Annotated in this window: 10 protein-coding genes; all 10 read right to left on the bottom strand. The window is 37.3% G+C overall.

Annotated elements, in window-relative coordinates:
- Positions 1-16 precede the first annotated feature (16 nt).
- Positions 17-2,470, bottom strand: a complete 2,454-nt coding sequence (locus tag WC623_RS16515; protein WP_372853066.1) for a bifunctional UDP-N-acetylmuramoyl-tripeptide:D-alanyl-D-alanine ligase/alanine racemase — start codon at positions 2,468-2,470, stop codon at positions 17-19.
- Positions 2,471-2,547: 77 nt separating this feature from the next.
- The gene (locus WC623_RS16510; RefSeq protein WP_372853064.1) at positions 2,548-3,012 is read right to left on the bottom strand and encodes an Rrf2 family transcriptional regulator; all 465 of its coding nucleotides are present in this window, start codon (positions 3,010-3,012) and stop codon (positions 2,548-2,550) included.
- Between the two features lie 17 nt (positions 3,013-3,029).
- Positions 3,030-3,344, bottom strand: coding sequence for an iron-sulfur cluster assembly protein (locus WC623_RS16505; RefSeq protein WP_372853062.1), 315 nt, complete (start codon positions 3,342-3,344; stop codon positions 3,030-3,032).
- 6 nt (positions 3,345-3,350) lie between these two features.
- Positions 3,351-3,791 (bottom strand): SufE family protein, encoded by a 441-nt coding sequence (locus WC623_RS16500; protein ID WP_372853060.1) that lies wholly within the window; start codon positions 3,789-3,791, stop codon positions 3,351-3,353.
- Positions 3,791-5,005 (bottom strand): aminotransferase class V-fold PLP-dependent enzyme, encoded by a 1,215-nt coding sequence (locus WC623_RS16495; RefSeq protein WP_372853058.1) that lies wholly within the window; start codon positions 5,003-5,005, stop codon positions 3,791-3,793. The genes WC623_RS16500 and WC623_RS16495 overlap by 1 nt, the downstream gene beginning before the upstream one ends.
- Before the next feature lie 2 nt (positions 5,006-5,007).
- Positions 5,008-6,306 (bottom strand): Fe-S cluster assembly protein SufD, encoded by a 1,299-nt coding sequence (gene sufD, locus WC623_RS16490; protein WP_372853056.1) that lies wholly within the window; start codon positions 6,304-6,306, stop codon positions 5,008-5,010.
- Positions 6,307-6,326: 20 nt separating this feature from the next.
- Positions 6,327-7,088, bottom strand: a complete 762-nt coding sequence (sufC, locus tag WC623_RS16485) for a Fe-S cluster assembly ATPase SufC (protein ID WP_372853054.1) — start codon at positions 7,086-7,088, stop codon at positions 6,327-6,329.
- Between the two features lie 16 nt (positions 7,089-7,104).
- Entirely contained in the window at positions 7,105-8,550 is a 1,446-nt protein-coding gene (gene sufB, locus WC623_RS16480; protein ID WP_372853052.1) for a Fe-S cluster assembly protein SufB, read from the bottom strand.
- A gap of 155 nt (positions 8,551-8,705) precedes the next feature.
- Positions 8,706-10,169 carry a RagB/SusD family nutrient uptake outer membrane protein gene (locus WC623_RS16475; RefSeq protein WP_372853050.1) on the bottom strand — a complete coding sequence of 488 codons (1,464 nt, stop codon included), beginning with the start codon at positions 10,167-10,169 and terminating at the stop codon, positions 8,706-8,708.
- An 18-nt stretch (positions 10,170-10,187) separates the two neighbouring features.
- Entirely contained in the window at positions 10,188-13,343 is a 3,156-nt protein-coding gene (locus WC623_RS16470; RefSeq protein ID WP_372853048.1) for a SusC/RagA family TonB-linked outer membrane protein, read from the bottom strand.
- Positions 13,344-13,624: the final 281 nt, after the last annotated feature.

The following is a 13,624-nucleotide window of genomic DNA, read 5'->3' as shown; positions in this document are numbered from 1 at the left end:
TATTTTTATAATGGATTTATTCATAAAAGTACACTCGCTTTACCCGTTGAGAAACATTGGTAAGTATTTCATAGGGAATAGTATTGATCTGCTTAGCCAGCATAGCAATAGTTAATTGATCATTAAATACAATCACCTCATCGCCGGTATTCACATCCAGACCAGTTATATCAAGCATACACATATCCATACAGATTACCCCCACCGTAGGGGCCAATTTCCCCTTAATCAACATCCGGCCTACCCCATTACCAAAGGCACGATTGTATCCATCAGCATATCCTATTTTAACAGTTGCAATAGTTCCATCAGCAGGCAATAGTCCACGCCTGCCATAACCTACGGTTTCGTCAGCTTTAATATGCTTTATCTGGGTTATTGTTGTCTTCAAAACTGCTACTGTCTGCAATCCCTTATTATCTTTTATCCCAGCATCAAATCCATACAACCCAATTCCAATTCTAACCATATCTAACTGAGCATCTGGGTGACGGGAAATTGCAGAAGTATTGGAAATATGTTTGATGATTTGATAATCCAAAGAATTACTGATAATGTCCGCAACATTATTAAAACGTGCTATCTGATGTTTCGTAAAATCATCATGCAACCCCTCTTCACTACCTACCAGATGAGAAAAAATAGAAGTTACTCTTATCTTTTCCGTATTTTTCAATAGATTTAAAAGCTCCGGTAAATCAGGCTCTTCAAAGCCTAGTCGATGCATTCCCGTATCAATTTTTAAATGTACAGGATAGTTTACCTCATTCACAAAATTGATAAAGCTATTCAGGATTTCTAAATTATACAATTCAGGTTCAAGTTTATACCTTACAATTGCATCAAAAGCAGATGGTTCGGGACTCATTACCATAATAGGCATTTTAATCCCCCCTTTTCTTAAAGCGATACCCTCATCAGTATAAGCCACAGCCAGATAATCTACTTTATGGTACTGCAAAAGATTGGCAATTTCAAAACTACCACTGCCATAAGAGAAAGCTTTAACCATAGCCATGATCTTAACCCCTGGACGTAATTTAGCTCTATAAAATTGAAGATTACCAGCTAAAGCATTGAGGTCAATCTCCATAACAGTATCATGTACTTTCTGTTCGATTAACTTGCTGATTCGTTCAAACTCAAACTTTCTGGCTCCTTTTATCAGAATCGTTTCATTGTTAAAATGCAAAGAAGGAAAGCTTTCAATGAATGCCTGTGTACTTTCAAAAAATGTTGTTTCCATAGGGAACAAACCTTTTGATGCCGTTATATTTGGCCCCACACCAATCATTCTATCCACATTTTTTTGCTTTAACAAAGCTGCTATCTCTTTATAAAGGATCCGATTATCTTTTCCTGTTTCATAAAGATCAGATAAAACCAAAGTTCTTTTAGGATGTTGATTTTGTATATTCAAAAAATCAAGTGCAATTGCTAAAGATGAGATATCCGCACTATAAGAATCGTCAATTACAGAACATTGATTAATTCCATTTTTTAATTCCAGGCGCATACTTACCCTGGTTAATTTATCTAAACGCTCATCTGCCTGTTCCGGGGTATACCCAAGGGCCAGCAATGTTGCCCAACAAATGATTGCATTCTCTACCGAAGCCTGGTCATTAAAAGGAACCAGACAGGATATTTCAATCCCTTTGTATTTTGCTATGATATAATTTTGACCGTCAACTGGTTCAACAAATAGAATCTGAAGATCCGCAGCCCCTTTAAGACTCCATGTAAATTTAGTTTTACCCGGTAAATTATCTTTTGGTATTCCTTCTGTATATTCCGGCGCATAAATAAACAGCTCCGTATCTTTAAATAACTTTAATTTTTCATTTAGTTTTTCAATTGCAGAGCTAAATCCTTCAGCATGAGCTTCACCTAAATTTGTAAGAATCCCTATGTTTGGCTTGATAATTTTTTCCAGCGCATCCATTTCATTCCCCTTAGATATCCCGGCTTCAAAAACACCCAATGTATGATGCTCATTCATTTCCCAAACAGAAAGTGGAACGCCAATTTGAGAATTAAAACTTTTAGGACTTCTTATGATGTTGAAATCAGCAGCCAATAACTGGTACAACCATTCTTTAACGATGGTTTTCCCATTACTTCCAGTAATCCCAATCACCTTTAAATCATATTGGTCACGATTATATTTTGCCAGCTTTTGTAATGCAAGCAGAACATCTTCCACTAACAATATATTAGCATCAGTATATTTCTGGCTATATTGAGGATCACTGATTACAAAATTTCTTATTCCATTAGCATAAGCATCGGCTATATATTTATGCCCATCCTGTTTACCAGTTAGTGCGAAAAACAAGGATCCTTCAGGATCTGTTACCGCCCTGCTATCAATTACCAATTTCGTAATCAATACCTCTTTTGTCTTCTTAAAAGACATAAGACCTAATATTTTTGCGATATGGGTAATAGTAAAGGGAGAATTGATCATCCGACAAAATTAAGCGTTAATGGCATCCCAGTATAATTATAAGGACATTTTTTTGCAACAAAAATTACATGATCTCTTTAAATAGTTTGTTGCTCCAAAATAGATTCCAGCAAAGCGCTTGATTCTTGTTCTGGGTTGATCAAATCCTTTAAAGTCACCTTATCCAACAACTGATCAACAGTAAGCTGTATCATTTGCCATAAGGAGCGAATTGAGCAATCAATAGAATTTGTACATAACATTAATGCACCTGGATATTCCTCACAAAACTTCTTACTAAAAAGCGCACCACCCAGTACCTTCATCACCTGATTGATATTAATCTGACCTGCAGGCTGTGCCAACACATAACCACCCTTGTTACCAGGAGTACTGTTTATATAGCCAGCTATACGTAAGATTCTTGTAAGTTTGGCCACGTAAGCAGTAGAAATCCCCTCAGAATCACTAATCAATGGTATAGTTACACCAGTCTTCTGGTCATGTCTGGCAATCCGGAGTAAAATTCTTAGTCCGTATTCCTCTTGTGCTGTTATCTTCATTACCTTAAATCAATCACTTACATAAAACCCAATTCCAGTCTGGCCGCTTCAGACATCATGTCTCTATTCCAAGGTGGCTCCCAGGTAACTATTACACTTACCTCATTTACCCCTTCAATTTCCTTTACCTTTTGCTCTACTTCCTGTGGGATGATCTGTGCAGCAGGACAACCAGGTGCTGTAAGTGTCATCACAATCTGCACATTATTCAATGGAGGCAGAATCTCAGTCTCGTAAATCAAACCAAGTTCATATATACTCACTGGTATTTCAGGATCATATATCGTTTGCAAACAGTCAATAACCTTTTGTTTTAATTCTTCCTTATCCATGAGCTATTAGTTTTTATTGTCATGCATCATTTTATAGGCAAGCGCGTAATTTTTCATTTGTTTTATCATGGCCAGCAAGCCATTAGAACGAGTCTGCGCCAAATGTGTCATCATGCCGATTTCGCCTATAAAATCCATTTTAGCAGCTAAAATTTCATCAGGCGTATGATCTGAAAGAACTTTAATCAGCATACTGATCAAGCCCTTTACAATCACAGCATCACTATCGGCCTTAAAAACAACCCTACCATCCTGATAAGCAGAAGTAAGCCAAACAGTAGACTGACAGCCTTTAATTTTATTTTCTTCTATTTTATAAACATCATCCAGTGCCTCCAGCTTTTTACCGAGATCAATAATGTATTCATACTTATCCTCCCAGCTGTCAAACAATTCAAAATCTTCAACAATCTCCTTTTCTATTTCAAGTATCGGCTTCAATCTCATCAGGCTAACATTTTTATAGTTTTGTTCAATGCAATTATTAATGAATCAATTTCTTCTTTTTGATTGTATAATGCAAAGGAAGCCCTTACTGTACCTGGAATACCAAAACGCTTCATCAGCGGTTGTGTACAATGATGACCAGTTCTGACTGCAATTCCCATATTATCTAATAATACCCCAATATCCTGAGGATGCACTCCTTCCACCACAAAAGACACTAAACTAACTTTATTTTTTGCCTGACCAATGATGGTTAAGCCCGGAATGGCCTGTAGTTGCTCAGTAGCATAGGCAAGCAATTCTTCTTCATGTGCCCTGATCTTATCCTTTCCGATATCTTTAACAAAATCCAATGCCGCTTTTAAGACAATTGTGTCTGCAATATTCGGAGTACCCGCTTCATATTTATAAGGCAAATCATTGTAAGTAGTTTTTTCAAACGTCACCTCTTTGATCATCTCGCCCCCACCCTGAAAAACAGGCATACTTTCCAACAACTCCTTTTTACCATATAAAGCACCTACACCAGTAGGCCCATAAACCTTATGACCAGAAAAAGCAAAAAAATCACAATCCATCTCCTGCACATTGAGATCCAGATGTACAGTCGACTGCGCTCCATCCACAAGCACCTTTGCTCCTACTTTATGCGCAGCTGTGATAATTTCTTCAACAGGATTTACTGTGCCTAAAGAATTAGAAACATGAACGATAGCTACCATTTTGGTTTTATTGTTCAACATTTCTCTAAAGACCTCCATATCAAGTTCCCCATTATCATTTACGGGAATAACTTTTAAAACGGCATTCTTTTCTTCACAAATGATTTGCCAGGGTACAATATTAGAGTGGTGCTCCATTTCGGAAATAATCACCTCGTCACCAGCACCAATATTTTCCCTGCCCCAGGTATAAGCAACCAGGTTAATTGCTTCAGTAGTGCCTCTTGTAAAAATGATTTCATCCGCGGAAGCAGCACCTAAAAACTCCTGAACAGCAACACGAGTAGCTTCAAAAGCAAGTGTAGCTTCTTCTGCAAGTGTGTGAATGCCACGATGAATATTGGCATTATAATACGAATAATAATGGCTCAAAGCATCAATCACGCATTGTGGCTTTTGCGAAGTAGCTGCATTATCAAAATAAACCAATGGCTTATCTTTAACTGTTCTTCCCAAAATAGGGAACTGCTTTCTTAATTCGGTGATTACCATCTCTACACAATTGATAAATGATCGTAAATTAGTTTTTCTACATATGCACGTATAGCCATAGGCTTAATCTGTGCAATTATATCCGCAGCATAAGCCTGTAAAAGCAATACTTCAGCTTTATCCCTGGGAATACCTCTGGCTCTCAAATAGAAAAGCGCTTCCTCATCCAATTGTCCAACAGTACAACCATGTGAACATTTCACATCATCGGCAAAAATCTCCAGTTGCGGCTTGGTGTTAATAGTCGCATTGTCTGATAGAAGAATATTTTTATTCGATTGGAAAGAATTGGTTTTCTGTGCATCAGGCTGCACCATAATTCTACCATTAAAAACCCCAGTCGAAGAGTCATCCGAAATTCCTTTATACAGTTGATTGCTAAAACAATTCGGTTGTTTGTTGTCTATTAATGTATGATTATCTGCATGAGTTTTGCCCTTTAACAGGTAAAGTCCATACAAATGCGTTTCATCACCCTCTGCATCTAATATCAGGTTTAAGTTATTACGAACAATCCCTCCACCTAAAGTAACCGTTACGGTGTGTACATAGCTCCGTCCAACCTGAGTAATGTGCGTTGTACCAACCTGATTTGCATGTGCCACATCATTCTGAATTTTATAATATTCGACAAAGGCTCCTTGTTCAACCACCATCTCCAAAACTTCATTACAAAAGCTATCAGATGTACCTAAAGTGGCATAAGTTTCCGTAAGCTGGAGTTTACTATTTTCATCAACATAAATAAGGTTACGGGGTTGGGCTAATATAGGCTGAGTCCTACCATCCATAATATGATAAACGTAGATTGGATGTTGCGGTATCTTCCCTTTATGAACATGTACAAATACACCTTCATCAATAAATGCACCGTTAAGTGCATGCACTCCATCTTTAATATATGTACTGCTTTGATTAAGATGTTTTCTTAACAAATCACTATAAGTACCATTTATGGCATCTTTTAGTGACAAGACAGTCATTTCATCAGCAGGAGAAAGAACATTAGACAATGCAGCATCAAAACGACCATTTACAAATACAAGTTCATTGGCTTTATGGTGACCAGGCATACGCAATGCTTCAAGGTCCGCTATACCTACGGTATGTTTTCCCTGATGATATACTAGCTCAAATAAGCTGCTTACACTGGTATATTTCCAATCTTCCGTTTTATAAGTCGGCAATCCCGTTTTGTTAAAAACATCAAAACTCTCCTTTCTGATGGAAGCAATTTCCCCATCCGGATTATCCTGTTGCAAAGTCTCAAATTGAGCTTTAAAATAAGTTAAATCAATCATTTTTCATCTCTTTAAATCTGCTATTGTGCAGTTAAATCAATTTCATCAGTAATAAAATCATAGCCTTTTTCTTCCAGTTCTAATGCCAGCTCTTTGGTACCCGATTTAACAATGCGACCATTAAACAAAACATGTACAAAATCTGGCTGGATATAATCCAGTAAACGCTGATAATGGGTTATGACCAGTACCGCCCTATCAGGATTATGTAGTTTATTAATTCCATTAGCTACAATACGTAGGGCATCAATATCTAATCCTGAATCCGTCTCATCCAATATGGCCAGTTTAGGCTCAAGCATAGCCATTTGAAAAATCTCATTACGCTTTTTTTCTCCACCCGAAAAACCTTCGTTAATAAAACGGCTTAACAAAGACTGGTCGATTTCAACCAGCTTCATTTTCTCTTTCATGATCTTTAGAAAAGCAACAGAATCCAGAGGCTCTAAGCCCTGATACTTGCGTTTTTCGTTAACCGCAGCTTTGATAAAATTTGTTGTGCTTACACCAGGTATTTCAACCGGATATTGAAAAGCAAGAAAAAGCCCTTCACGAGCACGATCTTCCGGAGACAATTCAAGCAAATCTTTATTTAAAAAGTTCACCTCACCTTCTGTAACTTCATACTCCTCTCTTCCTGCCAATACAGAAGCCAATGTGCTTTTTCCAGAACCATTTGGTCCCATAATAGCATGCACCTCTCCTGCTTTGATTTCAAGATTGATTCCTTTTAATATCTCTTTACCTTCTACGTTTGCGTGTATATTTTTTATTGATAACATTTCTCTTCTTTTTTAATTAACCTACGCTGCCTTCCATACTAACTGCCAATAGTTTTTGTGCTTCAATAGCAAATTCCATAGGCAGCTGATTCATTACTTCCTTAGCAAATCCATTTACAATAAGCGCCACAGCTGCCTCCTGATCAATCCCTCTTTGTCTGCAGTAGAAAAGTTGGTCTTCACCGATTTTAGAGGTTGTAGCTTCATGTTCTACAATCGCAGTTTTATTTTTGACTTCTATATAAGGAAAAGTATGTGCGCCACATTTATCGCCCAGCAGTAAAGAATCACATTGTGAGTAATTACGCGCATTAAGTGCTTGTTTACTTGTTCTAACCAATCCACGGTAGCTATTCTGACTAAAACCTGCAGAAATACCCTTAGCAACAATTCTACTGGTTGTGTTTTTACCCAGATGCATCATTTTCGTACCAGTATCAGCCTGTTGGTGATTATTTGTAAAAGCCACTGAATAAAACTCACCAATAGAATAATCTCCTTTTAAGATTACACTAGGATATTTCCAGGTGATAGAAGATCCTGTTTCAACCTGTGTCCATGATATTTTAGAATGATTTCCTTTACATATCCCTCTTTTGGTCACAAAATTATAGATACCACCTTTGCCTTCTTTGTCTCCAGGGTACCAGTTTTGCACGGTAGAATATTTGATTTCTGCTTTTTCCATTGCAACCAACTCCACTACTGCAGCATGCAACTGATTTTCATCACGCATAGGAGCAGTACAGCCTTCCAGGTAGCTTACATAACTTTCATCTTCAGCCACAATCAATGTCCTTTCAAACTGGCCACTATTCTCCGCATTGATACGGAAATAAGTAGAAAGTTCCATCGGACACCGTACCCCTTTAGGTATATAACAAAAGGAGCCATCAGTAAACACTGCAGAATTTAATGCAGCGAAGTAATTATCGGTCATAGGAACAACAGAACCCATATATTTTTTTACCAGCTCCGGATGCTCTTGAATAGCTTCCGTAATGGAACAGAAAATCACACCGATTTCAGCAAGCTGTTGCTTAAAAGAGGTTGCAATAGAGACACTATCCATTACTACATCTACAGCGACTCCACTAAGACGCTTTTGTTCTGAAATAGAAATGCCAAGCTTTTCAAAAGTACTAAGTAACTCAGGATCTACTTCATCCAGACTGTTTAATTGTTTTTTTGGTTTAGGCGCAGCATAGTAAATAATATCCTGATAATTGATTTTAGGATATTTAACATTAGGCCAGGTAGGCTCTTCTAACTTCAACCAGTAGTTATAAGCTTTCAAGCGCCATTCCAACATCCACTCGGGTTCATTCTTTTTATGGGAAATTAACTTAATCACCTCCTCATTAAGCCCTTTGGGAATGGTATCAGTATCTATATCTGTTACGAAGCCATATTTGTATTCATTTAATACGGCTTGCTCCAGCGTTTCTTGCTTTTCTTTCATAATAAGTTTCTTTTGAAAGATTAATATATATCTACAAATATACCCCCTTTTCTCTATCTATACAAAAGAGTATAAACAGAGAAATGTAAGATTTATAAACGCAATCAGCCCCCAATACATGGAGGCTGATTGCATTTTATAATTAATCGAATTGATTAATTATATCCATCGTTTTGACCAAGAACATCTGGAGCTTTATCTATTTCCTTTTGTGGAATTGGAAGATATTTAAGCGCAGCTTTCGTTGCCACAGGCACAGTTAAAGCTGTACCTGTATTAGGATTATAAGCACGCTCTTCAGACGTAAAATTCAAATACTTTCCAGACCTAACTAAATCATACCAGCGCTCGCTTTCGTAAGCAAACTCTAAACGGCGCTCAAGAAACAGCTTATCACTAAAATCTGCAGGACTAACAATATCTGACAGGATATAGTTTTTAGAAGGACCAGCAAAAGCACGTTCACGAACTTTATTCAATTCGAGTAGTGCATCACTCGGCCTGTTAAGTCCATAAAGCGTTTCTGCATAAAGTAATATTACATCCGCAAAACGTATAACAGGTAAGTCAAGACCAGAAGTACCATAATCGTGTTTAACCGCATACTTTGAAACATATGGATACCACAAAGGTGCATCTCCTATTTTACTGATCAACATATCAGTAATTGTACTAGCCTTTCTGGTGTCACCAGCAATATATAGCTTATTTAAACTCCAGGAAGGTAGAGCCACCTCAGCACCACGACTTACAATTCCTTCCACCCCTCCATTTGGTATAAAGGCGGTAGACAAATTCTGACCGTTAGAACCCGCAACATACGGCATTGCAAATACCGATTCTTTACTATTTTCATTTGTCAGTTTCCAAAAATCTGCGAAACTGTTGACAAGAGCATAACTAAAAGGAGCTTTAAACAATTGCGACAATTGTTCTTCTGCTTCCACCCATTTTTTTTGATAAACATAAACTTTTCCCAAAAGTGCTATAGCTGCTCCTTTTGAGGCTCGGCCAGCTACCATAGTTACAGGTAGTTTTTTTACTGCATCCTTCAAGTCGTCAATTACCAGATTATATATATCAGTTTCCGAGGCTCTTGGAACCGTCCTTGCTTCTTCTGCACTCAATAATGTAGTTACATTGGGCACTCCAGCAAACAGACGAACCATTTCAAAATAACTGAGTGCCCGCATAAATTTAGCTTCACCAATGTACTGGTCTTTCTCTCCTGCTTTATAATCAGAAGGCTTATCGATATTATTCAAAACTGCATTGGCCCGAAAAATTATGCTGTAGTTTGCTGCCCAAAAATCTGCGATCAGTTCATTATCAGGAGTAATAGCTAATACATCTAATGCATTTGCTCCTGAGACTGAAGTATTTGTTGAAGCATACAGATTATCCGTTGGGATCTCAAAAAGCAGATAATCAGTTGGTTTTCTCGACTGCAATCCGTTGTATACACCCAACACCGCTTTATCCATATCTTTTGATACCTGATAAAAATTTTTCGTCGTTAGTATCGATTCAGGATTTGGTTCTAATAATTCTTTTTGACATGCACTAAACGACAATATTGTCATGAGTGAGCCTATTATATAAATTTTATTTCTTTTCATCTCTTAAACATTTAAAAATTAAAACCCAACATTTAATCCCAGCGCATACACTCTATTAATTGGTTCAGCACCATTTGCATTATAGCCTGGCCTACTAGCCCTACCTGTAATATCCCCTTGTGTATATCCTTCAGGATTATAACCATTAAATCCTTTTTTAGTGATCACAATTGGATTATTTAATGTTGCAAAAACTCTTACGCTATTCAAATGAAGCTTTTTTGCAAAATCAGCAGAGAAAGTATATCCTAAATTCAAGTTTCTAACTGCAAAAAATGAAGCATCTTCCAGATAAAAGTCTGACTGCCCTTGAAAATTTAACTGACTCAATGCAGCTGCTGGTGTTTTCCCATCTCCTGGTTCATTCACTGACCACCATTGATTTTCTACTAAAGATCTACGCATTGCACCTAGGGTATTTCCCTCAAAATATTGGTTTTCAAAATTGTACAATTTCGGCCCAAGTACAGCCTGCATGGTAAGACTTAAATCGAATCCTTTATAAGAGAATGTATTGGTCATACCTAAAGTTATCTTAGGCTGATAGTTACCTAGAATAACTCTGTCCAGCGAAGTAATTTTACCATCCTTATTGACATCCTCGTATTTAGGATTACCAATTTTAGAGCCGGGAAGAACTGTTGAGTTCGCCAGATCCTTCGCATCTTTAATGACACCAATCATCCTGTAACCAAAATAAGAAAACATAGGCTCTCCTTTTCTTAACAACCAGCTCATCCCAAAGGTATCCGTTTCAATGTTTTCAATAACACTACCAAGATCAACAACCTTATTTTTATTACGGTTCAGGTTAAATGCACTTTCCCATCTAAAATTACCTTTTAAATTGATTGTCTTCAATTCCAGATCTATACCTTTATTACTTACAGATCCAATGTTTGATAATCTGGTAGTAAAGCCCGTTAATGCCGAAATGGCTTCAGGATAAAGCATATCACGAGTTAGCTTATCATAATAATCTAAACTTAAACTTATCCGATTATCAAAAAGCCCCAAATCCATAGCTATATCATAACCGATATTTTTCTCCCACCTTAGCTTGAGATTTTCCACATTAGCCTGTGCCTGACCATTGGTCAAGCCGTTATTTGGTGAATAAGGTACAGACCCTATTTTTCCCAGATAGGCGAAATCGCCGATGTTAAAATTACCTGTTACCCCATAGCTTCCGCGAAGTTTTAAATTACTGATAGCCGGAATACCTTTCATAAATTCTTCTTCACTAACTCTCCATCCTACAGAAGCTGAAGGGAAGTATCCCCATTTATTATCCGGTCCAAATCTGGAACTTCCATCCATCCTCATTGATGCAGACAGTAAATATTTACCTTTATAGGCATAATTAACTCGACTAAAATAAGAGATTAGGCCCCACATTGATTTGGTCGTATTACTTCCAGTCGGATTAATGGTCGCGTTGTCTAATGTATATAGGATATCATTGTTAAAAGTATTATTTACAGCAATGAGATTGGTGCGACGCGATGTACTTTTCTGATAAGAACTCCCTAGTAATCCCGTAAAATCATGATCCTTATTAAAAGTCTTATTGTAAGTTAAGGTATTTTCATTTAATACACTGATATTCCTGGCGTCCCCTGCCGAACCTGCACTGGCATTACCAGTATAAGTTGCAGCAAATGCATCTATCTCTGTATTTACCATGTTTACACCCAATGAAGACCTGAATTTAAGTCCCGGGATAAGATTCAAGGCAAAATAACCTTCACCAGTGTTGTTTACGGTATTGGTTGTATTTACTGTACCATTCAAAATTCCATTTGGATTTGCCTGACCAGTGACATTTACAGACCAATAATCTCTTGCTCTTGGATAAGTTCCATTAGGATAAATAGGCTCCACAAAAGGCGGGTACTTAGCAAGATTTACCATGGTAGTGGTTGTGCGTCGTTTAGTATACGAAGGATTCAATACTAGCCCTACATCTATCGTTTTATTAACTTTCACATCCACATTCGCTCTAAACCCATAAAACTGATAATTTGCAGTTTTTATAGCTCCTTTCTCGCCATTATAAGTTCCTGATATATAATATTTAACAGACTCATTTCCACCATTAACAGCTACATTATAACTTTGTGAAGGTGCCCTTTGTATCACCTCATCCTGCCAAATGGTTTGTTTTCCTTCTTTAATAATAGGATTCACCTGATATTTGGGAAGTCTGTTCGGATCATTCCACAGACCAGTAGAAGGATCTCCTCCATCCCAAACCAATTCTCTATTCTGATATTTAACTACATAGTCATAATACTCCTGTCCGGTTATCCAGTCATCATGCAACATTGGTTTAGCTATACCATAATAAGTGTTTAATTTAACTTGCGGTGCTCCAATTTTACCTTTTTTAGTGGTCACAATGATTACCCCACCCGAGGCTCTGGATCCATAAATTGCCGCAGAAGAAGCATCCTTCAAAACCTCAAATGACTCCACATCGTTCATATTTACCTGACTCAAACTCCCCCCTGGAAAGCCGTCAATCACAATCAAAGGTTCATTACCCGCACCAATAGAAGAAGCACCACGAATTTTGATAATAGGAGCAGCCCCTGGTGCACTACTCGTTTGAGAAATACTTACACCAGCCATTTTGCCTACTAAGGCCGATTCTGGTCTTCCAGAAGGCATCTGATCCAGACCTTCATTGCTAACTTTAGACACAGAAGCTGTTAAAGAACTTTTCTTAACACTACCATAACCGATGACAACAACTTCATCCATTGATTTCACACTTTCTTCCAATTGAACTTTAACAGATTGCTGTGTTCCCGGAATTACTTCCTTTGTATTAAAACCAATGTATGTAAAAACAAGTACTACATTCGGCTGGTCGTCAGGAACACTCAGCTGAAATTCACCTTTATTATTAGACATTGCTGCTATTGCAGTTCCTTTAACTGTAACACTTACTCCCGGAAGAGGAAGATTTTGATTATCAGTCACTACACCTTTAATAATCTTGTTCAGGCTAGACAATGAATGTTCAAGGCCATTACCTTTCTCATTAAAAATTTCTGTTCGGCTAACCACTGTTTCCCCATGGGCTACTACTGTAGCAGTTAAAATCCCGGGAAGCAGCAAACTTCTGACAAGAGAACCTGCTCTTGCAATGATTGGTTTTACTTTCATAAGATAAATATTTGGTATTAATTATAGGGATTGATTATAAACGATATTAATATCTATTTAAATCAATCGTTAACGTTACCGAAAATCGTTTTTATTAATGAGAATACCAACATCAAATCAAGAAAAGATCGTATAGTTCTTAATTATTCTTAGAAAGAGGACTAAAAATGATGCTAAAAAGACTTCTCAAGCTTAGTCAGCAAGGAATTTTAATATGTAAGAATTGATTCTACTTTAGTAGGATTATGAAATAGGTATAAAATAAAAAAGGTTGCTCGTTT

The sequence above is a fragment of the Pedobacter sp. genome, from assembly GCF_041645105.1.
Taxonomy (GTDB): Bacteria; Bacteroidota; Bacteroidia; order Sphingobacteriales; family Sphingobacteriaceae; genus Pedobacter.
This window is presented reverse-complemented; position numbering and strand designations above follow the sequence as displayed.

What these genes read in the sequence shown, in the direction of transcription:
- WC623_RS16475 (WP_372853050.1), bottom strand. Translation starts at nt 10,169, where the DNA reads ATGAAAAGAAATAAAATTTATATAATAGGCTCACTCATGACAATATTG.
- WC623_RS16510 (WP_372853064.1), bottom strand. Translation starts at nt 3,012, where the DNA reads ATGAAGATAACAGCACAAGAGGAATACGGACTAAGAATTTTACTCCGG.
- WC623_RS16505 (WP_372853062.1), bottom strand. Translation starts at nt 3,344, where the DNA reads ATGGATAAGGAAGAATTAAAACAAAAGGTTATTGACTGTTTGCAAACG.
- WC623_RS16515 (WP_372853066.1), bottom strand. Translation starts at nt 2,470, where the DNA reads ATGATCAATTCTCCCTTTACTATTACCCATATCGCAAAAATATTAGGT.
- sufB (WP_372853052.1), bottom strand. Translation starts at nt 8,550, where the DNA reads ATGAAAGAAAAGCAAGAAACGCTGGAGCAAGCCGTATTAAATGAATAC.
- WC623_RS16495 (WP_372853058.1), bottom strand. Translation starts at nt 5,005, where the DNA reads ATGGTAATCACCGAATTAAGAAAGCAGTTCCCTATTTTGGGAAGAACA.
- sufC (WP_372853054.1), bottom strand. Translation starts at nt 7,088, where the DNA reads ATGTTATCAATAAAAAATATACACGCAAACGTAGAAGGTAAAGAGATA.
- WC623_RS16500 (WP_372853060.1), bottom strand. Translation starts at nt 3,791, where the DNA reads ATGAGATTGAAGCCGATACTTGAAATAGAAAAGGAGATTGTTGAAGAT.
- WC623_RS16470 (WP_372853048.1), bottom strand. Translation starts at nt 13,343, where the DNA reads ATGAAAGTAAAACCAATCATTGCAAGAGCAGGTTCTCTTGTCAGAAGT.
- sufD (WP_372853056.1), bottom strand. Translation starts at nt 6,306, where the DNA reads ATGATTGATTTAACTTATTTTAAAGCTCAATTTGAGACTTTGCAACAG.